General features: G+C 71.0%; 24 protein-coding genes. 13 read left to right on the forward strand and 11 right to left on the reverse strand.

The window, feature by feature from the left end; translation table 11 throughout:
* Nucleotides 1–158 precede the first annotated feature (158 nt).
* Nucleotides 159–1,454: an MFS transporter gene (locus ACFC1X_RS35145; protein ID WP_376362018.1), complete on the forward strand. Its 1,296-nt coding sequence runs from the start codon at nt 159–161 to the stop codon at nt 1,452–1,454.
* Here the strand turns inward: ACFC1X_RS35145 and ACFC1X_RS35150 are convergent.
* The gene (locus ACFC1X_RS35150) at nt 1,390–2,112 is read right to left on the reverse strand and encodes a PepSY domain-containing protein (RefSeq protein WP_376362021.1); all 723 of its coding nucleotides are present in this window, start codon (nt 2,110–2,112) and stop codon (nt 1,390–1,392) included. The genes ACFC1X_RS35145 and ACFC1X_RS35150 overlap by 65 nt on opposite strands.
* A gap of 125 nt (nt 2,113–2,237) precedes the next feature.
* Between ACFC1X_RS35150 and ACFC1X_RS35155 the strand changes: the two genes are divergently transcribed.
* On the forward strand, nt 2,238–2,906 hold the full coding sequence (locus ACFC1X_RS35155; protein ID WP_352158039.1) for a response regulator transcription factor: 669 nt from the start codon (nt 2,238–2,240) through the stop codon (nt 2,904–2,906).
* A complete protein-coding gene (locus tag ACFC1X_RS35160; protein WP_376362024.1) occupies nt 2,903–4,345 on the forward strand; it encodes an ATP-binding protein in 1,443 nt (480 codons plus the stop codon). Before ACFC1X_RS35155 ends, ACFC1X_RS35160 begins: the two co-directional genes overlap by 4 nt.
* Before the next feature lie 13 nt (nt 4,346–4,358).
* Here ACFC1X_RS35160 and ACFC1X_RS35165 read toward each other — a convergent pair whose 3' ends face one another.
* The 4 genes from ACFC1X_RS35165 to ACFC1X_RS35180 form a co-directional block, all read right to left on the reverse strand.
* Nucleotides 4,359–4,835, reverse strand: coding sequence for a MarR family winged helix-turn-helix transcriptional regulator (locus ACFC1X_RS35165; protein WP_122616280.1), 477 nt, complete (start codon nt 4,833–4,835; stop codon nt 4,359–4,361).
* A gap of 101 nt (nt 4,836–4,936) precedes the next feature.
* The gene (locus tag ACFC1X_RS35170; RefSeq protein WP_376362027.1) at nt 4,937–5,713 is read right to left on the reverse strand and encodes an AIM24 family protein; all 777 of its coding nucleotides are present in this window, start codon (nt 5,711–5,713) and stop codon (nt 4,937–4,939) included.
* Nucleotides 5,710–6,360 carry an AIM24 family protein gene (locus ACFC1X_RS35175; protein WP_376362030.1) on the reverse strand — a complete coding sequence of 217 codons (651 nt, stop codon included), beginning with the start codon at nt 6,358–6,360 and terminating at the stop codon, nt 5,710–5,712. Before ACFC1X_RS35175 ends, ACFC1X_RS35170 begins: the two co-directional genes overlap by 4 nt.
* A 2-nt stretch (nt 6,361–6,362) precedes the next feature.
* On the reverse strand, nt 6,363–6,995 hold the full coding sequence (locus ACFC1X_RS35180) for an AIM24 family protein (protein ID WP_376362033.1): 633 nt from the start codon (nt 6,993–6,995) through the stop codon (nt 6,363–6,365).
* Between the two features lie 174 nt (nt 6,996–7,169).
* Here ACFC1X_RS35180 and ACFC1X_RS35185 point away from each other — a divergent pair, with 174 nt between their 5' ends.
* The 5 genes from ACFC1X_RS35185 (at nt 7,170) to ACFC1X_RS35205 (ending at nt 10,592) form a co-directional block, all read left to right on the forward strand.
* Entirely contained in the window at nt 7,170–7,520 is a 351-nt protein-coding gene (locus ACFC1X_RS35185; RefSeq protein WP_376362036.1) for a DUF3817 domain-containing protein, read from the forward strand.
* Nucleotides 7,517–7,810: an MTH1187 family thiamine-binding protein gene (locus ACFC1X_RS35190; protein ID WP_114529225.1), complete on the forward strand. Its 294-nt coding sequence runs from the start codon at nt 7,517–7,519 to the stop codon at nt 7,808–7,810. Before ACFC1X_RS35185 ends, ACFC1X_RS35190 begins: the two co-directional genes overlap by 4 nt.
* Nucleotides 7,811–7,887: 77 nt before the next feature.
* Complete coding sequence (locus ACFC1X_RS35195) at nt 7,888–8,397, forward strand: MarR family winged helix-turn-helix transcriptional regulator (RefSeq protein WP_376362039.1); 510 nt, start codon at nt 7,888–7,890, stop codon at nt 8,395–8,397.
* 81 nt (nt 8,398–8,478) lie between these two features.
* Nucleotides 8,479–8,817, forward strand: a complete 339-nt coding sequence (locus tag ACFC1X_RS35200) for a DUF3817 domain-containing protein (RefSeq protein WP_163015798.1) — start codon at nt 8,479–8,481, stop codon at nt 8,815–8,817.
* A 74-nt stretch (nt 8,818–8,891) separates the two neighbouring features.
* Complete coding sequence (locus tag ACFC1X_RS35205; protein ID WP_376362042.1) at nt 8,892–10,592, forward strand: methylmalonyl-CoA mutase; 1,701 nt, start codon at nt 8,892–8,894, stop codon at nt 10,590–10,592.
* Nucleotides 10,593–10,749: 157 nt separating this feature from the next.
* On the opposite strand, the gene ACFC1X_RS35210 is transcribed toward ACFC1X_RS35205, so the two are convergent.
* Entirely contained in the window at nt 10,750–11,391 is a 642-nt protein-coding gene (locus tag ACFC1X_RS35210) for a TetR/AcrR family transcriptional regulator (protein ID WP_376362044.1), read from the reverse strand.
* 263 nt (nt 11,392–11,654) lie between these two features.
* Here ACFC1X_RS35210 and ACFC1X_RS35215 point away from each other — a divergent pair, with 263 nt between their 5' ends.
* From ACFC1X_RS35215 to ACFC1X_RS35230, 4 genes are all read left to right on the forward strand, one after another.
* Nucleotides 11,655–12,632, forward strand: a complete 978-nt coding sequence (locus ACFC1X_RS35215; protein ID WP_376362047.1) for a tetratricopeptide repeat protein — start codon at nt 11,655–11,657, stop codon at nt 12,630–12,632.
* 618 nt (nt 12,633–13,250) lie between these two features.
* The gene (locus tag ACFC1X_RS35220) at nt 13,251–13,883 is read left to right on the forward strand and encodes a DUF6230 family protein (protein WP_376362050.1); all 633 of its coding nucleotides are present in this window, start codon (nt 13,251–13,253) and stop codon (nt 13,881–13,883) included.
* Nucleotides 13,884–14,003: 120 nt separating this feature from the next.
* Nucleotides 14,004–14,642 carry a DUF6114 domain-containing protein gene (locus ACFC1X_RS35225; protein ID WP_376362052.1) on the forward strand — a complete coding sequence of 213 codons (639 nt, stop codon included), beginning with the start codon at nt 14,004–14,006 and terminating at the stop codon, nt 14,640–14,642.
* A complete protein-coding gene (locus tag ACFC1X_RS35230; RefSeq protein ID WP_376362055.1) occupies nt 14,632–16,038 on the forward strand; it encodes a hypothetical protein in 1,407 nt (468 codons plus the stop codon). Before ACFC1X_RS35225 ends, ACFC1X_RS35230 begins: the two co-directional genes overlap by 11 nt.
* Nucleotides 16,039–16,136: 98 nt before the next feature.
* On the opposite strand, the gene pyk is transcribed toward ACFC1X_RS35230, so the two are convergent.
* The 3 genes from pyk to pta all read right to left on the reverse strand — a co-directional run bounded on the left by pyk (nt 16,137) and on the right by pta (nt 20,964).
* Nucleotides 16,137–17,567 carry a pyruvate kinase gene (gene pyk / locus ACFC1X_RS35235; protein ID WP_376362058.1) on the reverse strand — a complete coding sequence of 477 codons (1,431 nt, stop codon included), beginning with the start codon at nt 17,565–17,567 and terminating at the stop codon, nt 16,137–16,139.
* Nucleotides 17,568–17,641: 74 nt separating this feature from the next.
* Nucleotides 17,642–18,874, reverse strand: coding sequence for an acetate kinase (locus tag ACFC1X_RS35240; protein ID WP_376362061.1), 1,233 nt, complete (start codon nt 18,872–18,874; stop codon nt 17,642–17,644).
* Complete coding sequence (gene pta, locus ACFC1X_RS35245; RefSeq protein ID WP_376362064.1) at nt 18,871–20,964, reverse strand: phosphate acetyltransferase; 2,094 nt, start codon at nt 20,962–20,964, stop codon at nt 18,871–18,873. The genes ACFC1X_RS35240 and pta overlap by 4 nt, the downstream gene beginning before the upstream one ends.
* Nucleotides 20,965–21,161: 197 nt before the next feature.
* Between pta and ACFC1X_RS35250 the strand changes: the two genes are divergently transcribed.
* On the forward strand, nt 21,162–22,187 hold the full coding sequence (locus ACFC1X_RS35250; RefSeq protein ID WP_376362067.1) for an ATP-dependent 6-phosphofructokinase: 1,026 nt from the start codon (nt 21,162–21,164) through the stop codon (nt 22,185–22,187).
* A 41-nt stretch (nt 22,188–22,228) separates the two neighbouring features.
* On the opposite strand, the gene ACFC1X_RS35255 is transcribed toward ACFC1X_RS35250, so the two are convergent.
* Entirely contained in the window at nt 22,229–22,942 is a 714-nt protein-coding gene (locus tag ACFC1X_RS35255) for a helix-turn-helix domain-containing protein (RefSeq protein ID WP_376362070.1), read from the reverse strand.
* Nucleotides 22,943–23,052: 110 nt separating this feature from the next.
* A complete protein-coding gene (locus tag ACFC1X_RS35260; RefSeq protein WP_376362114.1) occupies nt 23,053–23,892 on the reverse strand; it encodes a carbohydrate ABC transporter permease in 840 nt (279 codons plus the stop codon).
* Nucleotides 23,893–23,894 lie beyond the last annotated feature (2 nt).

The following is a 23,894-nucleotide window of genomic DNA, read 5'->3' on the forward strand; positions in this document are numbered from 1 at the left end:
GACGTCCGAAAAAGGCCGCGCGCACCCGGAGCCGCGCTGCTACCTTGACCCGCATGTTCCTCCTCATGGCATAGGGCCCGCCCCGCACGCGACCGCCGCATCCGGCCGTCGCGCGCCTCGGCGTCCCCTCGTTGCCTCCCTGCAGAGGAACCCTTCGCGTGTCCACGCCCTTTCCGCGGCCCTCGTACGCCGCCGTGCTCCGTGTCCCCCATGCCCGCCGTACCTTCGCGGCCGCCCTCGTCGGCCGGCTCTCGTACGGCACGGTCTCCCTCTCCCTGATGCTCGCCCTGACCCGGTCCACCGGGTCGTACGCCGTGGCCGGCCTGGTCATGGCGGTCTTCGGCGCGACGAGCGTCTTCCTGTCCCCCTACCGCGCCGGCCTGGTCGACCGGCACGGCCCGCGCCGGGCCCTGCTCCCCATGGCCCTGCTGTACGCCGCCCTGCTCTGTGTGACGGCGGCGGCCTGCTGGCGCCCGGGTGTGCCCGCGGCCGTGCTCGCCGTGACCGCCGCGTTCGCGGGTGCCTGCACACCGCCGCTCGGGCCCTCGATGCGGGCGGTGTGGGCCGACATGCTCCCCGATCGCGCCATGCTCCAGCGCGCCTACAGCCTGGACGGCGTCGCCGAGGAACTGCTCTTCGTCTCCGGTCCGCTGCTGGTCGGCGTGGTGGTCGGCGTCGCACCGCCCGCCGTCGGCGTCGTGCTCAGCGCGGTGCTGGTGGCGGTGGGCACCCTCGGCTTCGTCACGTCACCGGCGGCGGACCGCCCGCGACCGGCGGAGCCGGAGAAGGACGGAACGCCGGCCCGGCGCGGGCGAGGCGGAGCCGGGCAGGGGCGGGCCCTGCTGCAACCGGTCCTCGTCGCCGCGGGGGTCGGCGTCTCGGTGAGCGCCGTCGACCTCCTCGCCGTCGCCTACGCGGGGCAGCGCGACCTCGGGGGCTCCACCGTCGCCTGGGTACTCGCGGCACTGTCGGCGGGCAGCGCGGTCGGCGGCCTGCTGAACGGCGCCATCACCTGGACCTCGTCCGCCCGCGCCCGGCTGCCGTTCCTCGCGGCCGGTCTCGGCGTGAGCCTGGCCGCCGCCGGTCTCGCCCCGGGCGTCGGCACGCTGGTCGCGGCCGTCGCCTGCGCGGGGCTCTTCGTGGCACCGGCGCTCACGACGGCGTACCTGATCGCCGACGAGAGCGCGGCGCCCGGGTTCCGGACCCGGGCGGGTGCCTGGTGCAACACGGCCGTGAACGCCGGCATGGCCGCCGGTGCCGCCGCGGTGGGCCTGCTGGTGGAACGGCTGCCGCTGCCGGTGTGCTTCGCGGTGGCCGGCGCGGTCGCGGTGGCGGCGGCGCTGGTGCCGGGGCGCCGCCGCGGTGCGTCCGCGGGGTGGTCCGGGCCGGTCAGTCGTCGTCCGAGCCGGAGTCGTCCGAGCCGGAGTCGTCCGAGTCCGAGCGGTCGGCGGTGACCTTGCCGGTCTTCAGGTCGACCCGCCAGTCCTGCTCGCCCTTGCCGTCGGCACGGGTCTCGACCTCCCAGGCGGCCGGGCCGTCGTCGCCGTCGTCGTCCAGGTCCACGGAGGTCACCGTGGACTTGCCGGCCGCGGCCCGCGCCGCCTCGGCCGCGTCGACGGAGCTGCCCTTGAGGGCGGCCCGCGCCTCGGCCGTGTCGTCCTCGTCGGCGTCCTTGTGGGAGCCGAGGACCTTGCCGGAGGCCGGGTCGATCCGGACGCTGTGCCAGGTGCCGTCGCCGGAGAGGACGTCGACCTCCCAGGCGGCACGCTCACGGCGGTCGCCGCCGTCGTCGTCCGCGTCGTCGTCCGCGTCGTCGTCCTCGTCGTCCAGGTCGGCGGAGACGGCGGTGCCCGGCGTGTCCCGCAGGGCGGCGGCGATGGCGTCGGCCGCCGTCACCTTGGCGGAGGACGCGCGGGCGGCGTCGTCGCGGTCGTCGGCCGAGTCGTCGTGGTCGTCGGACTCGTCCCGGACGCCACCGTCGTCCGACACGCTCACGTCCGCCCGGGGCGTCGTGCTCCGGCCGTCGTCGCCCGTGGCCGCGAGGGCCGTCGCCGTACCGCCTCCGATCAGTGCGGCGGCGGTGACGGCGGCGATGACGATGTTGCGCCTCATGCTGGTTCCTCCCGAGTCGTACGGAGTGCTGTCGTTTTCGACGTCTTCACTGTCGCGGAGCGACGCTGAGCCGGAGCTGAAGCCTCCTGAAGGGTTCTTCAGCCTGGTTTTGCGACTCTTTACGCATGCGCCTGTTGATCGTGGAGGACGAGAAGCGGTTGGCCCTGTCGCTCGCGAGGGGCCTCACCGCCGAGGGGTACGCCGTGGACGTCGTCCACGACGGCATGGAGGGCCTGCACCGGGCCGGCGAGGGCGACTACGACCTCGTCATCCTCGACATCATGCTGCCCGGCCTCAACGGCTACCGGGTCTGCGCCGCCCTGCGCGCCGCCGGGCACGAGGTGCCGATCCTGATGCTCACCGCCAAGGACGGCGAGTACGACGAGGCGGAGGGCCTGGACACGGGCGCGGACGACTACCTCACCAAGCCCTTCTCGTACGTCGTCCTGGTCGCCCGCGTGAAGGCGCTGCTGCGGCGGCGCGCGCAGGGCGGCGGGGCCTCGCCCGTGCACGTCCACGGCGACCTGAAGGTCGACACCGCCGCCCGCCGGGTGTTCCTCGGCGAGGACGAGGTCACCCTCACCGCGAAGGAGTTCGCGGTCCTGGAGCAGCTCGTGGTGCGGGCCGGGCAGGTCGTGTCCAAGGCGGAGATCCTGGAACACGTCTGGGACTTCGCCTACGACGGCGACCCGAACATCGTCGAGGTGTACGTCAGCGCCCTGCGGCGCAAGCTGCGCGCCGGGCTCATCCGGACCGTGCGCGGCGCCGGGTACCGCCTGGACGGCGGGCGATGAGCCGCCTCTTCGGGTCGGTCCGCGCCCGCGCCACGCTCGGCGCGACCCTGGTGGTCGCCGTCGCCCTCGTCGCGGCCGGTGCCGCCGTCCTGCTCTCCCTGCGCTCCAACCTGCTCGGCGAGGCCGGCACCCAGGCCGAACGCTCCGCGCGGGAGGTCGCCACCGAGCTGGCGGTCGGGACGCCGTACGTCGACCTGTCGCTGGACGTGGACGACCGCCCGGTGCAGGTCGTCGACGAGGACGGCACGCTGGTCGCCGCCAGTGAGGACCTGGAGCGGATCACGGGCACCGGCGTCGAGACGGTGAAGCCGCGGCCGGCCGCCTCGCCCGAGGGCACCGGCGACGCCGACGACACGGACGACGCGGACGACGATGACGACGCGGGCGAGCCGCTCGAAGCGGGGGAGATCGGCGAACGGACCACCGTCAGCGACGGGTCGGCGACCATCGACGGCGACACGGAGGACTACCGCTTCGCCGCCGTCCCCGTGAAGACCGAGGACCGGGGCCGCCTCACCGTCTACGCCGGGGCCCCGCTCTCCGCCGAGCACGGCGCCGTGAACACCGCGCTGACCGTCATGCTGATCGGCTTCCCGGTGCTGCTCGCGGTCGTCGGGTGGGTGACCTGGCTGGTGACCCGGCGCGCCCTGCGTCCGGTGGAGGGCATCCGGCGGGAGATGGCCGCGATCACCGCCAGCGAGGACCTGGCCCGCCGCGTCCCGGTGCCGGGCACCCACGACGAGGTGGCGAGGCTCGCCTCGACCACCAACGAGACGCTGGCCGCGCTGGAGACCTCCGTGGAGCGGCAGCGGCGGTTCGTCGCCGACGCCTCGCACGAACTGCGCAGCCCGATCGCCTCGCTGCGCACCCAGCTGGAGGTGGCCGCCGCCCATCCCGAGCTGCTGGACCTGGACGGCGCGGTGGAGGACACCGTACGGCTCCAGCACCTCGCCGCCGACCTGTTGCTGCTGGCCCGGCTGGACGCGGGGGAGCGGCCCGCCGACGCGCGGGTCGACCTCGCGGCGCTGGCGCGGGAGGAGGCCGGGGGACGGGTCCAGGTGAGCGTGCGGGAGGACGCCGGTGTCGCCGGCGGGGTGACGGTGGCGGGCTCGCGCGGGCAGCTGGGCCGGGTGCTGGCCAATCTGCTCGACAACGCCCAGCGGCACGCCCGCTCGGCGGTGGAGGTGTCCGTGCGCAGGGACGGCGACCTGGCCGTGGTCGGGGTGGCCGACGACGGGGAGGGGGTGCCGGCGGCCGACCGGGAGCGGATCTTCGAACGGTTCGTACGGCTCGACGCCGCCCGCAGCCGCGACGACGGCGGGGCGGGGCTGGGGCTGGCCATCGCCCGGGACGTCGCCGTGCGCCACGGCGGCACGCTCACCGTGCACGACGCGCCGGCAGGCGGCGCCCTGTTCGAGCTCCGCCTGCCGGCCGCCTAGATCAGGGCCTGGATCAGGAACGCCCTCGCTGTCCGCGCAGGTGTTCCGCGATGGGTTTGAGTGCCTTGTCCAGTTCGGTCAGGGTCTCGGGGGCCAGCAGGTCGATGAAATGCCTGCGGACGGAGGCCACGTGGTGCGGCGCGACCTTCCGCATCGTCTCCATGCCGTGCTCGGTGAGGACGGCGTAGAGGCCGCGGCGGTCGGACTCGCAGTTCTCCCTGCGGACCAGATCCGCGTTCTCCATGCGCGTGATCTGGTGGGAGAGGCGGCTCTTGGACTGCATCGTGGCGGTGGCCAGGTCGCTCATCCGCATGCGGTCGCCCTCCGACTCGGAGAGGTTCACCAGGATCTCGTAGTCGTTCATTGTCAGGCCGAACGGCTGCAGGTCCTTCTCTAGCTGGTGCGTCAACAGCCTGTTGACCTCCAGGTGGGTGCGCCAAGCACACTGCTCCGTATCGGTCAGCCAGCGAGTGGCCGTCTCGGTCTCCATGAATGAAGTCTACCTAAAAGGTTGAAAGGCGAACTAGTGAGGGGTTTTCTGTGACGGTGACGGTGCGCACGCGTTCGATGTCACACTCCGCAGATTACCGCTCACAGCCCGAAGCGGCGCTGGAGGTCCCCCAGCTGTCCGGGAAGCCCCGGTACCCCGGAACGCCCTCCCTGGGCTCCCTGCGCCCCACCGCCGGGCACCCCCGCCTGCTGCGGCGGAGCCCCCGTGGCCTGCTCCGCCATCAGCGCCTCGCTCGACTGCAGCAGCACCGTCCCCGCTCCCGCGAACTCGAACTGGTGCTCCTCCCCGGAGGCCCCGCCGAGCCCCGTCATCGCACGTAGACCGCCCATCAGGCCGGTCATGTACCCGTGGTCGTAGTGATGGCACGGGGAGGGACAGTCGGCCCAGCCGACCAGGGCCTGCGGGTCGACCCGGATCGGCGGTTCCATGAACACCACCGGACCGTTCGACGCGGCCACGAACTTTCCGGTTCCGATCAGCGTCAGAAAACCCGGCACGATCGACTGCTTCAGCGCGAGAGTTGGCTGAAAAGCGAGCAGGTTGCCGGAGCGAATGGTCAGGTTGCCGTCCTCGAGGTCGTACGAATTCACATCGAAGGCCCGGTCGGCGAGGAGCATCTGGCCCGAACCCTCGGCCACCACCCAGTCGCTCGCGTGCAGTGGCGAATGGAACGACGTACGCACCAGACGGTCCAGCCGGCCGTGCCCGACGCCGTTGAACTCGATCGTCCCGTAGTAGGCGATCATCTTCCCCTTCTGCAGGAACCACTGACCGCCCTTCAGCTCCACGCAGAAGGTGTACGCGTTCACGTTGTCGTCGGCCGGCAGGGTCGACGGGTCGTGGTGGACCGTGCTCACAGCTTCTCCTCCGACGCCTGGACGAACACCGTGCCGCTGCCGCTCAGCTCCAGCTGGAACGCCTCGCCCGAGCCGCGCCCCACCATGTCCCGCCAGCCCATGGCGGTGGACAGCTTGTTACGCACGTCGCCGTGGTGGGCGACGTACGCCTGGGGGTCGACGCGCACCGGCCGCTGCGGGGTGATCGGGACCTCGAAGACGCCGCCGTGGGCCATCACGGCCACCGAGCCGTGGCCCTTCAGCGTCGTGGTGAACAGCCCCTGCCCGCTGACCTGCCCGCGCACCATGCCCATGACGCCGCCCTGGGAGCCCAGGAACACCGTGCCCTGCTCCAGGGTGCCCTCGAAGGCGAGCAGGCGGTCCGCCTCGACGTACAGGGTGTCGCCGGCGAGGTTGATCACCTGGACGTGGTGGCCGCCGTGCCCGAAGAGCACCGTGCCGCTGCCCTCCACGGTCATCAGCGGGGTGTCCTCGTTCGCCACCCGGCGGCCGATCATCGACATGACGCCGCCCTGGCCGCCCCGCAGATTGGGGGTGAAGGACACCTCGCCCTGGTACGCGAGCATGGCACCGCGCTGACTGAACAGCCGCTGCCCGTGCGCCACGGTGGCCTGCACCATCTTGTGGTTGATCTCCTGGAAGGCCATCGTCAGACATCCCCCGCGATCGTGTTCCGCTCGCTCGGCTGCACGTACACCAGTCCGTCGCCCTCGAAGCGGATCTGGAACGCCTCGCCACCGCCCTCCCCGAGCAGGGTGCGGAAGGTCACACCCGACTGGAAGGTCTGCCGCAGGTTCCCCTGGTGCGCCACGTACGCCCCCGGGTCGACGGTCAGCGGGTACTGCGCGCTGACCCGCAGCGCCACCGCCGGGCCGTCCGACATGATCGCCACCTGCCCGTGCCCCTCGACGGTCGTGGTGAACAGCCCGTTGCCCTGCGAGGCGCCGCGCGTTCCCGTGAAGCTGGTGCCGGTGCGCAGTCCGGCGTCCGCCGCCAGGAAGTTGCTCGACTCGACGTACAGCCTGTCGCCCTGGAGACCCACGAGATTGATCTCCGAGGCCCGGTCCGCGAACCAGCAGGTCCCCTGCCCCCTCACCTCCATCACCGTCATCTGCTCGCCGGTGATACGCCGGGTCACCATCCCCCGGATGCCCTCACCGCCACCGCTCAGCTTCTTGAAGGCCATCTCCCCGTCGTAAGCGACCATCGAGCCGTTCTTCGCCTTGACGGCGTCTCCGGTCATGTCGACGGCGAGTACCTTGCTTCCTTGAAGTCGGAACATCGCCACAAATGCGAAGGTAGCCCGCCGGGCGGGTCCACCGACAGGGATCGACCCCCTCACCCGGGCGCGTCGGGGGGTTTGCCACAATGGGCGTGCGCTTGTGCGTGCGTTCACAAACCGCCCCGCCCGGCGGTGCGCCCGCGTACCGATTCCTCTCCCACCGAAGGTGACCCCGTGGACCTCAAGACAGCATCCGCCCTCCGCCGCCTCCGCCTGGTCTCCGTGCCGGAGGGAATCTCCTGGATCGTGCTCGCCGTCTGCACGGTCATCAAGTACACCGTCGCCTCCGGCTTCAACGTCGCTCCGGTGCTCGGACCGATTCACGGCGTTCTGTTCGTCCTCTACGTGATCTTCTGCCTGGACGCCTGGAACCGCGCCAAGTGGAGCTTCCGTACCGGCGCCCTGTACCTCGCCTACTCGGTCATCCCCGGCGGCGGCTTCATCGCCGAGCGCAAGCTCAAGCGTGAGGCCGAGAGCGCGGTCATCGCCTCCCGCGCCCGCCAGGAAGGGATCGTCGGCGCATGATCGTCGCCTTCTCCGTGACGCCGCTCGGCGTCGGCGAGGACGTCGGGGAGTACGTCGCCGACGCCGTACGGGTGGTCCGCGAGTCGGGGCTGCCGAACCGCACCGACGCGATGTTCACCTCCGTCGAGGGCGAGTGGGACGAGGTCATGGACGTCGTCCGGCGGGCCGTCGCGGCCGTCGAGGCGCGGGCGCCGCGCGTGTCCCTGGTCCTCAAGGCGGACATCCGCCCCGGCGTGACGGACGGCCTCACGTCGAAGGTGGACACGGTGGAGCGGCACCTCGCCGAGTAGCCGTCCGCCGTGGGCGGTGGTATCGAAAGGCGAGACGGGGCTGACCGGCATATGACCGGCCGGTAAGGTCTGGTGCCGTGTCCAAGCCCCTCAGTCTCTCCTTCGACCCCATCGCCCGTGCCGACGAACTCTGGAAGCAGCGCTGGGGCGGCGTGCCCTCGATGTCCGCGATCACCTCGATCATGCGGGCCCACCAGATCCTGCTGGCCGAGGTCGACGCGGTGGTCAAGCCGTACGGGCTGACCTTCGCGCGCTACGAGGCGCTGGTGCTGCTCACCTTCTCCAAGTCGGGCGAACTGCCGATGTCCAAGATCGGTGAGCGCCTGATGGTGCACCCCACGTCCGTGACGAACACCGTCGACCGGCTGGTGAGATCCGGCCTGGTGGACAAGCGTCCCAACCCCAACGACGGCCGTGGCACCCTGGCCTCCATCACCGACCGGGGCCGCGAGGTGGTCGAGGCCGCCACCCGGGACCTCATGGCGATGGACTTCGGCCTGGGCGCGTACGACGCCGAGGAGTGCGGCGAGATCTTCGCGATGCTCCGCCCGCTGCGGGTCGCCGCCGGGGACTTCGCCGAGGACTGAGGCGAGGGTCCGGGACGGGGCCCGGGCGAGTCGCCGGGGCCGCCCGAAGATCGCGCGAAACGGGCGGTTACGCTCGTACGCATGAAAAAGAGCGTGCTGACCCGCTACCGGGTCATGGCGTACGTCACCGGTGTGCTGTTGATCGCGCTGTGCCTTGGCATGATCGCCAAGTACGCCCTGAAGATGGACGGCGCCGCAGACTTCACCCAGGTCGTCAGCATCGCCCACGGCTGGCTGTACGTCGTCTACCTCATCTTCGCCTTCGACCTGGGGTCCAAGGCGAAGTGGCCGGTGAAGAAGCAGCTCTGGGTGCTGCTCGCCGGGACCGTTCCGACGGCCGCCTTCTTCGTGGAGCGACGGATCAGCCGGGAGCTGGACGCGAAGGTCGCCGGGGCCGAGCCGGTGGCCGCCAAGGCCTGAGCCCACCGCCGTGCGGACACCCGTGCGGCGGTCCCCCATCGACATTTACTTGGACGTCCTAGTAAATTGAGAGTATGGACGCTCACGCCATAGAGGAAGGCCGCCTTCGGTGGCAGGCCCGGTACGACGCGGCGCGCAAGCGCGACGCGGACTTCACCACGCTCTCCGGCGACCCGGTGGAGCCGGTCTACGGGCCCCGGCCCGGGGACGAGTACGAGGGGTTCGAGCGGATCGGGTGGCCGGGGGAGTACCCCTTCACCCGAGGCCTGCACGCGACCGGCTACCGGGGGCGTACGTGGACCATCCGGCAGTTCGCCGGGTTCGGCAACGCCGAGCAGACCAACGAGCGCTACAAGATGATCCTCCGCAACGGCGGAGGCGGGCTCTCCGTCGCCTTCGACATGCCGACGCTGATGGGCCGCGACTCCGACGACCCGCGCTCGCTCGGTGAGGTCGGGCACTGCGGGGTGGCCATCGACTCGGCCGCCGACATGGAGGTGCTGTTCAAGGACATCCCGCTCGGCGACGTGACGACCTCCATGACGATCAGCGGGCCCGCCGTGCCCGCGTTCTGCATGTACCTGGTCGCCGCCGAACGGCAGGGCGTGGACGCGTCCGTCCTCAACGGCACGCTCCAGACCGACATCTTCAAGGAGTACATCGCCCAGAAGGAGTGGCTCTTCCAGCCCGAGCCGCACCTGCGCCTCATCGGCGACCTGATGGAGCACTGCGCGGCCGGCATCCCCGCCTACAAGCCGCTCTCCGTCTCCGGGTACCACATCCGCGAGGCCGGGGCGACGGCCGCGCAGGAGCTGGCGTACACCCTGGCGGACGGCTTCGGGTACGTGGAACTGGGGCTGTCGCGCGGCCTTGACGTCGACGTCTTCGCCCCCGGCCTCTCCTTCTTCTTCGACGCGCACCTCGACTTCTTCGAGGAGATCGCCAAGTTCCGCGCGGCCCGGCGCATCTGGGCCCGCTGGATGCGGGACGTGTACGGCGCGAAGACCGACAAGGCGCAGTGGCTGCGCTTCCACACCCAGACCGCCGGTGTCTCGCTGACCGCGCAGCAGCCGTACAACAATGTGGTGCGTACGGCCGTGGAGGCGCTGGCTGCGGTGCTCGGCGGCACCAACTCCCTGCACACCAACGCGCTCGACGAGACCCTCGCCCTGCCCAGTGAGCAGGCCGCCGAGATCGCCCTGCGCACGCAGCAGGTGCTGATGGAGGAGACCGGCGTCGCCAACGTCGCCGACCCGCTGGGCGGTTCCTGGTTCATCGAGCAGCTGACGGACCGGATCGAGGCCGACGCCGAGAAGATCTTCGAGCAGATCAAGGAGCGGGGGCTCAGGGCGCACCCGGACGGGCAGCACCCGATCGGGCCGATCACCTCCGGGATCCTGCGGGGCATCGAGGACGGGTGGTTCACCGGCGAGATCGCCGAGTCCGCCTTCCGGTACCAGCAGTCCCTGGAGAAGGACGAGAAGAAGGTCGTCGGCGTCAATGTGCACACCGGGTCCGTCACGGGTGACCTGGAGATCCTGCGGGTCAGCCACGAGGTGGAGCGGGAGCAGGTGCGGGTGCTCGGCGAGCGCAAGGCGCGCCGGGACGACGCGGCGGTGCGCGGTGCGCTGGACGCCATGCTGGCGGCGGCGCGGTCCGGGGCCAACATGATCGGGCCGATGCTGGACGCGGTGCGCGCCGAGGCGACGCTGGGGGAGATTTGTGGGGTGCTGCGGGACGAGTGGGGGGTGTACACGGAGCCGGCGGGGTTCTAGCGCCCGGTGCCGGTGCGGGCGTTGCCAGGGGGCTCCGCCCCCTGGACCCCCGGCCTATGCCCACCCACCACCCGACTCGGCCAGTTGGAAGGTGACCCACCGGGCGGCTCGGTCGGCTGGAAGGTCGCCCGGCCCCCGCGCTCGGTCGGGTGGGTCCTCAGGCGGGTGGGGGCTCCGGCTGGCGGGAGGTCAGGCCCCACAGGAGTACCTGTGTGAAGCCCCGTACCCAGTCGCCGTCCGCCGGTTCCGCGCTGACCAGGGTGCGGTGGACCACCGCGCCCGCGACCACGTCGAAGATGAGGTCCGCGGTGCGGGCGGCCTCCGCCGGGTCGGTCTCGGCGGGCAGCTCGCCGCGGGCCTGGGCGCGCGCCCTGCCCTCCAGGACCAGGCGCTTCTGGCGTTCCACGATCGACGTGCGGATGCGCTCGCGCAGCGCGTCGTCCCGGGTCGACTCGGCGACCACCGCCATCAGGCCGCTCTTGGCCTCCGGACGGGCCAGGATCGCCGCGAACTGGAGCACCACGCCCTCGATGTCGGCGGCCAGGGAGCCGCGGTCCGGGAGCCGGAGCTCGTCGAACAGCTCCGCCACCGCGTCGACCACCAGCTCGTTCTTGCCCGCCCAGCGGCGATAGAGCGTCGTCTTGGCAACCCCGGCCCGGCCGGCGACGTCTCCGAGGGTGAGCCTGGACCAGCCCAGGTCGACCAGGGCCGCCCGCGTCGCGGCCAGGATCGCGGTGTCCGCCGCGGCACTGCGCGGGCGCCCGGCACGGCCGGCGTGGGCGTGGGTCCTGCTCTGCATTCCTCGACCATAAGTCCCCGGCCACAATCGGCGGGTTCCGTGTGGCCGTGAGGGAGATCACCGGGGCGGGGTGTTCCGACGGCCCCTCCCGGTATTACGCTACGACTCGTAGCGAAAGCACGGGTACGCCCGTGCCCGAGCGACGACCACGGGCGTGGGGTGGGGACCCGGCGCCGAACAGCACACATGCCGAACAGCACACATCCGGGCGGGCTTTCGACCCGGTTTTCACACGCGCGCGCAGGACGGGGGAGGATAGACCCATGCAGCCACGGAACATGTCCATGAGCGGGGTCGTCGACCTCGCCGCGGTGAAGGCGGCCCAGGAGGCCAAGACGAAGGCGGAGCAGGCCCGCGCCGAGGCCGCCCGGCACGGCGGGACGGGGGCGGTCTCACCGGCCGACCTCGTCATCGACGTCGACGAGGCCGGTTTCGAGAGCGAGGTCCTGCAGCGGTCCACCGAGGTACCGGTCGTCATCGACTTCTGGGCCGAGTGGTGCGAGCCCTGCAAGCAGCTCAGCCCGGTCCTCGAACGGCTCGCCGTCGAGTACGGCGGGCGTTTCCTCCTCGCCAAGATCGACGTCGATGCCAACCAGATGCTGATGCAGCAGTTCGGCGTCCAGGGCATCCCGGCCGTCTTCGCGGTCGTGGCCGGGCAGGCGCTGCCGCTCTTCCAGGGTGCCGCGGGCGAGGCGCAGATCCGCCAGACCCTGGACCAGTTGGTGCAGGTCGCCGAGGAGCGCTTCGGCCTGACCGGTCTCGTCGTCGACCCCGAGGCCCAGCCCGGTGCCGAGCGGCCCGCCGCCGAGGAGCGACCGGCGGGACCGCACGACGCGGCACTCGAGGCCGCCGTGCAGGCGCTGGACGCGGGTGACCTGGGCGGTGCCGTCCAGTCGTACAAGAACGTGCTGGCCGAGGACCCGGGCAACACGGAGGCCAAACTGGGTCTCGCGCAGGCCGAGTTGCTCCAGCGGGTGCAGAACGCCGACCCGCAGAAGGCCCGCCAGGAGGCGGCCGACAAGCCGGGCGACGCGCAGGCGCAGATCACCGCCGCCGACCTGGACCTGGTGGGCGGTCACGTGGAGGACGCCTTCGGCCGTCTCATCGACGCGGTGCGCGTCACGGCCGGCGACGACCGCAACGCCGTACGCGTGCGGCTGCTGGAGCTGTTCGAGGTGGTCGGCGCCGACGATCCGCGGGTCACCGCGGCCCGCAGGGCACTGGCTCGCGCCCTGTTCTAGAGGTGTCCACCGGGGTGTTGCCGGTGTGAAGGAGCTGTCGACGAGGCGTCAGTGCGGCCGCGCTTTGCCAAAACTTGGTAATCGCGGCCGCTGTTACTGCCAGTAAGTCAGCGGCGTCGATCTGTCGGACTCTGTCCATCGATCAATAGTTTTGTTCCGCCCCTATGGCACACCCAGCGTCGCCGTTCGGGCCCGGTGCGTCGTCCCGTGGTTATCCGGCCGTTACTAGTGAGTAACGAACCCCCTTGTGTCGGCGGCGAGAATGCACCACGATCGGCGACGCTCGGTCCATTCCCGTACCCCGAAAGCCAGTCGGGTCGCGGGGGTTCCTGGGTCCCCACCGAGCAGAGTTGGCGGCAGTGGAGCCGGCTCTTGGGCAGGGGGGTCTTCGCTCACCCGGCGAAGCCTGTCCAGCAGGGTTGTGCGTGATGCGTGTCAGGCGCGACCAGTGGTTGTCGCTCGGGGGTGATCGCCGGTGACTCGGGCGCGTCGTACGCGCCGCCGAGTTCGGGCGCTCTCCTTCCCGAGGACGTAGCACTTCTCCCATCCCTGCCAGACCGAGCCGTCGAACCGGCGGCCGGCCGAGGCCAGGAGATGTACGTCCGAGAAGGAGGAAATATGGAGTCCCAGGTGCGTGGCGGGACCAGATGGAAGCGGTTCGCTGTGGTCATGGTGCCCAGCGTTGCCGCCACGGCTGCGATAGGCGTCGCGCTCGCGCAGGGCGCTCTCGCCGCGTCGTTCAGCGTTTCCGGCCAGTCGTTCAAGGTGACGGCGGACCGGCTCGACGGCACGGGCTTCTCCCAGTACGGGGCGATCGACTCGGGTTACACGCTGAAGGGCGAGAAGACGGCTCACCCCGTCGCGGTCTCGGCGTTCAAGTCCGCGTCGATCAAGAACATGTGCCAGTCCGTGGTCACCCCGGACATCCCGTTGATCGGTTCCGTCAGCCTCATGCTGAAGGCCGGCGGCGGTGACAAGCCGGTCGAGGCCAAGAACCTCTACATCGACGTCGAGGAACTGCAGGCCGATGCCACGTTCCGCGGCATCGACATCGGTGTGGCGGCCAAGGACGCCAACAAGGGTCCCGGCATCAAGAAGGGCGACACCGCGAACCCGAACGGATTCGCGCAGCAGGCCGACTCGGCCACGCTGACCGGTGTGAAGCAGACGGCGTGGGCGACCACGGCCGGAACCTTCAAGCTCAGCGGTCTGAAGATGTCGCTGTCCAAGGGTGTCAAGGAGTGCTACTAAGCACCCCTTGACGGGCGGGGGAGCCATGGCGCCCCCGCCCGTCCACTCTCCCTCCGGCCGCGCCCTCGCGCGCGGACCACATCTCCACCACAGCAAAGCCGTACCAGGGAGCTGTTTTCCATGAGCGCCGAGACTCCTGCCGCAGCCGGCCAGTTCACCCGCCGGAGGCTGCAGTTCCGTGCCTGGCGAGGCGGGCGGCCGTTCTGGGCCGGCCTGTTCATCGCGCTCGGCGGACTCCCCATCGCCTACTTCCCGTACGCCAACCTCCAGATCGGTCACCTGACCCTCGCGATGGCCACCACCGCGGGCTCCGGGTCACTGATCATCGGTGTGCTGCTGGTCGTCCTGGGCGTCAGCCTGTGGTTCCAGAAGCACGTCCGTGTCTTCGCGGGCGTGGCGGCGATCCTGCTCGCGCTGGTCTCCATCCCCGTGTCCAACCTCGGCGGCTTCCTCATCGGCTTCCTGCTCGCGCTGGTCGGCGGAGCGATGGCCGTCTCGTGGGTGCCGGGCGAACCGCCGCAGGACGAACCGCCGGTGGAGGGCAAGGGAAGGGGTGACGCGCCCGAGGGCGCGGTCCCCGGCACCGAGCTCCCCGGCATTCCGGCGCCCGGCAGCACGGCGTCCGACGCCACGGTGCCGAGGCCGCGCGAAGGGATGGAGGGCGGGGGTCCCACCCAGACCTTCGAGGCACTGGGGGCGCACGATCTGTCAGGAACGAGCCCGGCCAACGGGGCGAACGGGAGGCACAGTGCCGGCTGACGAGGTGACCCGCGGGACTGACGTGGAGTCGTCCCGTGCGAGAACCGGGCCGCGCCACGCGGCACCCAAGAAGCCGTTGTTCACCAGGTTCCACATGCCAGCCGGCAAGGCGATAGCCATCGCGGCGATGCCCACGGCCGTGCTCATGGGGATGGGGTTCACGCCGACGCTCGCCCTCGCCGACGGCAACGACGCGGCGCCGGCCTCCAACAGCCTGACGGCCGACGAGTACAAGGACTGCGTGGCGGCCCTGGAGGACGCCGAGAAGGGCACGTCCGCCTCGCCCACACCGTCGCCCTCGGCGACGGACGGGAAGAGCGACGAAAAGGGCGACGAGGAGGACAAGGGCGACGCGAAGGAGCCCGACGCCTCCGACTCCGGCGCGAACGCGGGCGCGGACAAGGGTGAGTCCTCTTCGTCGGATTCAGGTTCCGACGACAAGGACGGCCAGGGCGACGAGGCCGGCAAGGACGACAAGTCCCAGCCCGCCCCGAGCCCCTCCGCGTCGCAGAGCGGGGAGTCGGCCGGCGGTGACGCCCCGGCGCCCTCCCCCTCCGAGTCGGAGGACAAGGGCGGGCTGCTGGACGGCATCGGCGACGCCATCGAGGGCATCTTCACCGGCGGCAAGAAGGCCGAGGAGACCCCGAGCCCCGAGGCGACCCCCTCCGAGTCCCCGTCCGCGTCCGAGAACGCCGGCGACGACGCCTCCGACACCGTGAAGGACACGACCGACAAGGTCACCGACACGGCGAAGGACACCGTCGAGGGCGCGACCGACGCGGCGTCGAAGGCGGCCGAGGACACCGGGAAGTCGGTGGACGAGGAGGCCGAGAAGGCCAAGGAGGCTGCCGAGAAGGCGAAGGAGGAGGCCACCGCCTCACCCACGCCCAGTGCCTCCGAGAGCGCCGGCAAGGACGCCGAGGACTGCCCGGTCGCCACGGACGACGAGGGCGGCGTCGACAACAAGGTGCCGCTGCCCGACGACCCCTGGTACCTCAACGCCAGCTCGCTGCTGCTCAAGGGCGCCTCCTACAAGGGCGTCGTCGAGGTGAAGACGGCCAACGGCACCACCAAGAAGGTGCTGAAGTACGTCATATCCAACGGCACCGACATCGGCGACCTGCACCAGACGGTCAAGGACAAGCAGGCCGGCAAGACGCACCACGTCCAGGCGGCCAAGGGCTCGACGTCCACGATCCGCGACGGCGAGACGGTGATGTACACCGAGAGCATCTCGGGCAACCTGCTCGGGCTGATCCCGATCACCTTCGACCCGGAGCACCCGCCGCCGCTGGACATCCCGCTGATCTACTTCACCAAGGTGACGGTCGTCCAGGCCGGCCAGTTCGGCGGCACGCTCCACGTCCCCGGCCTGCACCAGTTCGTGACCGACTGAGCGCGCCCACACGCCCGTTCGGGAGCCGCGAAACCGCCTGAGGGCGCCCCCTGTCCGCAGGGGGCGCCCTCAGCGCCGTACAGAGGCCCTCGTGGGCGTCAGCCGCGCCGCGTCTCGCCCAGGTGCAGGACGCGGACCATGTTGGTGGTGCCGGGGACGCCGGGGGGCGAGCCGGCGGTGATCACGACGATGTCGCCGTCGCTGAACAGGCCGAGCCGGGCCGTCTCCTGGTCCACCAGGTCGACCATCTCGTCGGTGCTGTTCACGAACGGCACCACGTGCGGCTCCACGCCCCAGCTGAGCGTCAGCTGGTTGCGGGTCGACTCGTCGGTGGTGAAGGCGAGCACGGGCTGGACCGCGCGGTAGCGGGACAGCCGGCGGGCGGTGTCGCCGGACTGGGTGAAGGCCACCAGGCCCTTGCCGCCCAGGAAGTCGGCGATCTCGGCGGCGGCACGGGCCACCGAACCGCCCTGCGTGCGCGGCTTCTTGCCCGGCACCAGCGGCTGGAGGCCCTTGGAGAGCAGCTCCTGCTCGGCGGCGGTGACGATCTTCGACATCGTCTTGACCGTCTCGATGGGATACGCGCCCACCGACGACTCCGCGGACAGCATGACCGCGTCGGCGCCGTCCAGGATCGCGTTGGCCACGTCGGAGGCCTCGGCGCGGGTCGGCCGGGAGTTGGTGATCATCGACTCCATCATCTGGGTCGCCACGATCACCGGCTTGGCGTTGCGCCGGCACAGCTCGATCAGGCGCTTCTGCACCATGGGGACCTTCTCGAGCGGGTACTCGACGGCCAGGTCGCCACGGGCGACCATGACGGCGTCGAAGGCCGCGACGACTCCCTCCATGTTCTCCACCGCCTGCGGCTTCTCCACCTTGGCGATGACGGGGACCCGGCGGCCCTCCTCGTCCATCACGCGGTGCACGTCGTCGACGTCCTTGGCGTCCCGGACGAAGGAGAGGGCGACCAGGTCGCAGCCCATGCGGAGGGCGAACCGGAGGTCCTCGACGTCCTTCTCGCTCAGCGCGGGCACGTTGACCGCGGCGCCGGGCAGGTTGATGCCCTTGTGGTCGGAGATGACGCCGCCCTCGATGACGATCGTCTTCACCCGCGGGCCCTCGACGTCGGTGACCTTCAGCTCGACGTTGCCGTCGTTGATGAGTACCTGGTCGCCCTTGGTGACGTCGCCGGGCAGGCCCTTGTACGTCGTGCCGCAGATCGTCCTGTCACCCGGCACGTCCTCGGTGGTGATGGTGAACTCGTCACCGCGCACCAGCTCGACGGGGCCCTCCGCGAAGGTCTCCAGGCGGATCTTCGGGCCCTGGAGGTCGGCGAGGACACCGATGGCCCTTCCGGTCTCCTTGGCGGCGGCCCGCAGGCGGTCGTAACGCCCCTGGTGCTCGGCGTGAGTGCCGTGGCTGAAGTTGAAGCGGGCCACGTTCATGCCGGCTTCGATCAGCGTGACGAGCTGCTCGTGGGAGTCGACCGCGGGGCCGAGAGTACAGACGATTTTCGAACGGCGCATGGGGGCCATCCTATCGGTTTGTTTCGGCGCGGAATATTCCGTCTGGCGGAAAATACAAAAGGGCGGGATGCCGCTCAGGTGAGATTCTCGGAACCCGCCGAACCACCTGAACCAATTACCAGCGCGTAGGTCTGTGTCGCGATCTCCATTTCCTCATCGGTCGGTACGACGGCCACCGCCACCCGCGCGTCCGCGGGCGAGATCAGCCGCGCCCCGTCGCCGCGTACGGCGTTCAGCCCGCCGTCGACCGCCAGGCCCAGCCCCTCCAGGCCCGCCACGGCGGCCTCCCGCACCGGCGCCGCGTTCTCGCCGACCCCGGCCGTGAAGGCCACCGCGTCCACCCGTCCGAGAACGGCGTAATAGGCGCCGATGTACTTCTTCAGCCGGTGAATGTAGATGTCGAAGGCCAGCCGGGCCCGCTCGTCTCCGGCGTCGACGCGGCGGCGGATCTCCCGCATGTCGTTGTCACCGCACAGCCCGATCAGACCGCTCCTCTTGTTGAGGAGAGTGTCGATCTCGTCGGCGGACATTCCGCCTACGCGCATCAAATGGAAGATGACGGCCGGGTCCATGTCTCCCGAGCGCGTACCCATCACGAGCCCCTCCAAAGGCGTCAGCCCCATGGAGGTGTCCACGCACCGCCCGCCCCGCACCGCCGAGGCCGACGCCCCGTTGCCCAGGTGCAGCACGATCACGTTCACGTCCTCGGGCGCCCGGCCCAGCAGCCGCGCGGTCTCCCGGGACACGTACGCGTGCGAGGTGCCGTGGAAGCCGTAGCGGCGGATGCGGTGCGCGTCGGCCGTCTCCACGTCGATCGCGTAGCGGGCCGCGGACTCCGGCATCGTGGTGTGGAAGGCGGTGTCGAAGACGGCGACCTGCGGCAGGTCGGGGCGGAGCGCCTGCGCGGTGCGGATGCCGGTGAGGTTGGCCGGGTTGTGCAGCGGGGCGACCGGGATCAGCCGCTCGATCTCGGCGAGCACGGCGTCGTCGATCACGGTCGGCTCGGTGAAGTGCCTGCCGCCGTGCACCACCCGGTGCCCGATCGCGGCCAGCTCCGGCGAGTCCAGGCCGAGGCCGTCCTTGGCCAGCTCGGCCGCCACGGCCTTCAGCGCGGACTCGTGGTCGGGGATGGAGCCGCTCCACTCACGGCTCTCGCCGCCGGTCGGCGTGTGCTTCAGGCGTGAGGTCTCCTCGCCGATCCGCTCGACGAGGCCCACGGCCAGCCGGTCGCTGCCGCGCATGTCCAGCAGCTGGTACTTGACCGACGAGGAGCCGGAGTTGAGGACGAGGACGCGCGTGGGACTCACTGGTCGGAAGCCTTCTCGGTGGGGGACTGCTGGGCCTGGATCGCCGTGATGGCGACGGTGTTGACGATGTCCTGCACGAGCGCGCCCCGGGACAGGTCGTTGACCGGCTTGCGCAGACCCTGGAGCACCGGGCCCACCGCGATGGCGCCGGCCGAGCGCTGCACGGCCTTGTAGGTGTTGTTGCCGGTGTTCAGGTCGGGGAAGATCAGCACGCTGGCCTGCCCGGCGACCTCCGAGTCCGGCAGCTTGGTCGCGGCCACCGACGGCTCCACCGCGGCGTCGTACTGGATCGGCCCCTCGATCCTGAGGTCCGGACGGCGCGCGCGGACCAGTTCCGTCGCCGCGCGCACCTTGTCGACGTCGGCGCCGGACCCGGAGGTGCCCGTCGAGTAGGACAGCATCGCGATGCGCGGGTCCACCCCGAACCGGGCCGCCGTGGCCGCCGACTGGATCGCGATGTCGGCGAGCTGCTCCGCGTCCGGGTCCGGGTTGACCGCGCAGTCGCCGTAGGCCAGGACCTTGTCGGCCAGGCACATGAAGAAGACGGAGGAGACGATGGAGGCGTCCGGCTTCGTCTTGATGATCTCGAAGGCCGGGCGGATGGTCGCCGCCGTGGAGTGCACCGACCCCGACACCATGCCGTCGGCGAACCCTTCCTGCACCATCAGCGTGCCGAAGTAGTTCACGTCCGACACCACGTCGTACGCCAGCTCCACGGTCACGCCCTTGTGGGCGCGCAGCTCGGCGTACTTCTCGGCGAAGGAGTCGCGCAGCTCGGAGACCGCGGGGTCGGTCAGCTCGGCGCCCTCCAGGTCGATGCCCAGGTCGGCGGCCTTCTTGCGGATCTGCTCGACCGGGCCGAGCAGGGTCAGCTCGCACACGCCCCGGCGCAGCAGCACCTCCGCCGCGTGCAGCACCCGCTCCTCGGTGCCCTCGGGGAGGACGACCCGGCGCAGGTCGGAGCGGGCCTGCTCCAGCAGCTTGTGCTCGAACATCATCGGCGTGACGCGGTCGCTGCTCGGCGCGGAGACCCGGCTGCTCAGCTCGGCGGTGTCGACGTACCGCTCGAACAGGCCGAGGGCGGTCTCCGCCTTGCGCGGGGTGGCCGCGTTGAGCTTGCCCTCCAGGGAGAACAGCTGTTCGGCGGTGGGGAAGCTGTTGCCGGTCACCGAGAGCACCGGCGTACCGGGGGCGAGGCGGGCGGCGAGGGTGAGGATGCCGTCGCCGGGCACCTCGTTCAGGGTCAGCAGCAGGCCGGCTATCGGCGGGGTGCCCGCGCTGTGCGCGGCGAGGGAGCCGATCACCAGGTCGGCGCGGTCGCCCGGCGTGATGACCAGGCAGCCGGGGGTCAGCGCGGCCAGCAGGTTGGGCAGCATGGCCCCGCCGAAGACGAAGTCCAGCGCGTCGCGGGCGAGCCCGGAGTCGTCGCCGAGGACCACCTGGGCGCCGAGGGTGTGCGCGATCTGGGAGACGGTCGGCGCGGACAGGGCGGGCTCGTCCGGCACCACCCAGCACGGCACCGGCAGCCGGTTCGCCAGCCGCTCGGCCATCTCGTCCCGGTCCTCGCGGGCGACCCGGTTGGTCACCATGGCCAGCACGTCGCAGCCCAGTCCGTCGTAGGCGCGGAAGGCGTTCACGGTCTCGGCGAGCACGGACTCCGCGGTCTGCTTGCGGCCGCCCACGACCGGGACCACCGAGGCGCCGAACTCGTTGGCGAGCCGGGCGTTCATCGACAGCTCGTCCGGGAACTGGGTGTCGGCGAAGTCGGTGCCGAGGACGAGGACGACGTCGTAGTCCCGGGCGACCAGGTGGAACCGGTCGACCAGCGCGGACACCAGCTCGTCGGTGCCCTGTTCGGCCTGGAGGGCGGACGCCTCCTGGTAGTCCATGCCGTAGACCGTCGCGGAGTCCTGGGAGAGCCGGTAGCGGGAGCGCAGCAGCTCGAAGAGGCGGTCCGGCCCGTCGTGCACCAGGGGGCGGAAGACGCCGACCCGGTCGACCTGCCGGGTCAGGAGTTCCATGACCCCCAGTTCGACGACCTGGCGGCCGTCCCCGCGGTCGATACCGGTCACGTACACGCTGCGCGTCACGCGTGCTCTCCGTTTCGTCTGGTGTCGGTCTGGCGGCGGCTGACCCGTGCACAAAAATCGCCCACCGGGGTGAGCGGAACCCTCTTGACAATACCTCTCTCAGTAGCTAAGGCGCCCGTCAGTGCCCCTCGCTCTCCGGGCCGTGGAACAATTGGACCGGCTCACCGGTGTCCACAGCGAGCAGGAGACACAGCACGATGCGTATCGGAGTTCTCACCGCAGGCGGCGACTGCCCCGGCCTGAACGCAGTGATCCGGTCGGTCGTGCACCGAGCGGTCGACAATTTCGGCGACGAGGTCATCGGCTTCGAGGACGGCTACGCGGGCCTGCTGGACGGCCGTTACCGCACCCTCGACCTGAACGCGGTCAGCGGCATCCTGGCCCGCGGCGGCACCATCCTCGGCTCCTCCCGGCTGGAGCGCGACCGGCTCCGCGAGGCCTGTGAGAACGCCTCGGACATGATCCAGAACTTCGGCATCGACGCGCTGATCCCGATCGGCGGCGAGGGCACGCTGACCGCCGCCCGGATGCTCTCCGACGCCGGCCTGCCGGTGGTCGGCGTGCCGAAGACGATCGACAACGACATCTCCTCCACCGACCGCACCTTCGGCTTCGACACCGCCGTCGGGGTGGCCACCGAGGCCATGGACCGCCTCAAGACCACCGCCGAGTCCCACCAGCGCGTGATGGTCGTCGAGGTCATGGGCCGGCACGCGGGCTGGATCGCCCTGGAGTCCGGCATGGCCGCCGGCGCCCACGGCATCTGCCTGCCCGAGCGACCCTTCCACCCCGCCGACCTGGTCAAGATGGTCGAGGAGCGGTTCTCCCGCGGCAAGAAGTTCGCCGTCGTCTGCGTCGCCGAGGGCGCCCACCCCGCCGAGGGCTCCATGGACTACGGCAAGGGCGCGATCGACAAGTTCGGCCACGAGCGGTTCCAGGGCATCGGCACCGCGCTGGCGTACGAGCTGGAGCGCCGGCTCGGCAAGGAGGCCAAGCCCGTCATCCTCGGCCACGTCCAGCGCGGCGGCGTGCCGACCGCGTACGACAGGGTGCTCGCCACCCGCTTCGGCTGGCACGCGGTGGAGGCGGCGCACCGCGGCGAGTTCGGCCACATGACCGCGCTGCGCGGTACGGACGTCGTGATGGTGCCGCTCGCGGAGGCCGTCACCGAGCTGAAGACGGTGCCGAAGGACCGGATGGACGAGGCGGAGTCGGTCTTCTAGCCGCCGCCCGCCCGGACCGCCGCCCGGCCGCCCCCCGGCGTTCACGGGTGCCTCTCGACCGCCGACCAGAAGTGCTCCACGATCCGGTCCAGGAAGTCGCGCCCCCCGGCGCCGGCGTCACCGCTGCCCCCGCCCCAGCTGAGGGTGGAGGCCATGTGCCCCTGATAGTCCTGGTGCAGCACCTGGAGGACGTTCTCCAGGACGCGCCGGTCCAGCGGGGCCAGCTTGGCGACCGGGCGCACATAGCCCTGCCAGCGGGTGCTCACGGCGCTGGTCAGCAGGTCGGCCAGCTTCTCCTCGCGGCCCGTGACGGTCACGAAGTCCGGCAGCGACAGCCCGAGCACGTCGGCCAGCTGGGCCGACTGGCGGTCGGTGCCGCGCCAGTCGTCCGTCTCCTCCATCCGCAGGTAGGCCGCGAGCGCGAGCCCCACGGTCCGCGCCACGTCCTCCGGCGCGAGACCGCGGGCGACCCGGTGCTCGCGCAGGGTCTGCGGCCGGCCGATCAGCTCACCGGGGGAGCACCACAGCACCCCGGCGAGCGCGGTCAGCTCCGGGTTCCCGGGGGAGACCGCCCCCCGCTCCCAGGCGATGACGAGGTCGGGGGTGACGTACGGCAGTCCGTACGAGACCCGTATGCCGTGGGCGACGTGCTCGGGGCCCATGTTGAGGGCGGCACGCAGCCGGCGGGCGGCGAGGGCGTTGAACGGGGGACCCGACTGGTTCGGGCCGGATGAGGGTCGGCGCACGCGCCACACCGTAGGGGTACGCGGCCGGGCTGACTACGGGCTGTTCAGCCAGCGATACGGATTGTAGGAACGTACGGGCACCCGCGGCCGCCGCTGTGCTCACCCCTTGACCGCCTCGCTCACCCCTTGACCGCCCCGCCCAGCGCGAACCCGCCGCCCAGCCGCCGGGAGATCAGCACGTACAGCAGTACCACCGGCGTCGAGTAGACGATCGAGAACGCCGCCAGCTGCCCGTACGCCACCATGCCCCGGTTGCCGAAGAAGTCGTTGATGCTGACCGAGGCCGGCATCTGGTCCGGGGAGAGCAGCAGCATGAAGGGGACGAAGAAGTTCCCCCACATCATCACGAACGAGAACACCGTCACCACCGCCACCCCCGGCCCCATCAGCGGCAGCACGATCCGCAGCAGCGACTGGAAGGAGGACGCCCCGTCCGTCCACGCCGCCTCCTCCAGCTCCTTGGGCACGCCGTCCATGAAGTTCTTCATCAGCCAGATGGCGAAGGGCAGCTGGGAGGCGGCGAAGAAGAAGATCGTCCCCTGCATGGTGTCGATCATGTTCACCCGCACGAACAGCGCGTAGACCGGCACCATGATCGCCGTGATCGGCAGGCTGGTCGCGAACAGGATCGTCAACAGGAACGGCCGGTTGAGCCGGGACCGGAAACGGGAGAGCGGATACGCCGCGAGCGCCGCGCAGACCACCGTCAGCAGGGTCGCGCCGCCGCACAGGATCAGGCTGTTGAGCAGCGGGGTGAAGGTGATCTCCGGGGTGAGGATCGCGTCGAAGTTGTCCAGGGTCAGCCCGTCGGGGACCTTAACCCGCAGGCCCGCGGCCGGGTCAAGGGCGGACAGCACCACCCAGGCCAGCGGCAGGACGAAGGCCGCCGCCACCACCAGCAGACCGGCGTCGGCGGCCAGCCTGCGCCGCGTGCGACGCCTGGCGGGCGGGCGCGTCATGA

Source organism: Streptomyces sp. NPDC056128, assembly GCF_042263835.1.
Lineage (GTDB): Bacteria > Actinomycetota > Actinomycetes > Streptomycetales > Streptomycetaceae > Streptomyces.

Excerpts from the sequence above, each read along its gene's own strand:
- ACFC1X_RS35260 (WP_376362114.1), bottom strand. The coding sequence starts at position 23,892 with ATGACGCGCCCGCCCGCCAGGCGTCGCACGCGGCGCAGGCTGGCCGCC.
- ACFC1X_RS35220 (WP_376362050.1), top strand. The coding sequence starts at position 13,251 with ATGGAGTCCCAGGTGCGTGGCGGGACCAGATGGAAGCGGTTCGCTGTG.
- ACFC1X_RS35165 (WP_122616280.1), bottom strand. The coding sequence starts at position 4,835 with ATGGAGACCGAGACGGCCACTCGCTGGCTGACCGATACGGAGCAGTGT.
- ACFC1X_RS35150 (WP_376362021.1), bottom strand. The coding sequence starts at position 2,112 with ATGAGGCGCAACATCGTCATCGCCGCCGTCACCGCCGCCGCACTGATC.
- ACFC1X_RS35160 (WP_376362024.1), top strand. The coding sequence starts at position 2,903 with ATGAGCCGCCTCTTCGGGTCGGTCCGCGCCCGCGCCACGCTCGGCGCG.
- ACFC1X_RS35200 (WP_163015798.1), top strand. The coding sequence starts at position 8,479 with ATGAAAAAGAGCGTGCTGACCCGCTACCGGGTCATGGCGTACGTCACC.
- ACFC1X_RS35205 (WP_376362042.1), top strand. The coding sequence starts at position 8,892 with ATGGACGCTCACGCCATAGAGGAAGGCCGCCTTCGGTGGCAGGCCCGG.
- pyk (WP_376362058.1), bottom strand. The coding sequence starts at position 17,567 with ATGCGCCGTTCGAAAATCGTCTGTACTCTCGGCCCCGCGGTCGACTCC.
- ACFC1X_RS35190 (WP_114529225.1), top strand. The coding sequence starts at position 7,517 with ATGATCGTCGCCTTCTCCGTGACGCCGCTCGGCGTCGGCGAGGACGTC.
- ACFC1X_RS35225 (WP_376362052.1), top strand. The coding sequence starts at position 14,004 with ATGAGCGCCGAGACTCCTGCCGCAGCCGGCCAGTTCACCCGCCGGAGG.
- ACFC1X_RS35155 (WP_352158039.1), top strand. The coding sequence starts at position 2,238 with ATGCGCCTGTTGATCGTGGAGGACGAGAAGCGGTTGGCCCTGTCGCTC.
- ACFC1X_RS35215 (WP_376362047.1), top strand. The coding sequence starts at position 11,655 with ATGCAGCCACGGAACATGTCCATGAGCGGGGTCGTCGACCTCGCCGCG.
- ACFC1X_RS35210 (WP_376362044.1), bottom strand. The coding sequence starts at position 11,391 with ATGCAGAGCAGGACCCACGCCCACGCCGGCCGTGCCGGGCGCCCGCGC.
- ACFC1X_RS35180 (WP_376362033.1), bottom strand. The coding sequence starts at position 6,995 with ATGTTCCGACTTCAAGGAAGCAAGGTACTCGCCGTCGACATGACCGGA.
- ACFC1X_RS35250 (WP_376362067.1), top strand. The coding sequence starts at position 21,162 with ATGCGTATCGGAGTTCTCACCGCAGGCGGCGACTGCCCCGGCCTGAAC.
- ACFC1X_RS35175 (WP_376362030.1), bottom strand. The coding sequence starts at position 6,360 with ATGGCCTTCCAGGAGATCAACCACAAGATGGTGCAGGCCACCGTGGCG.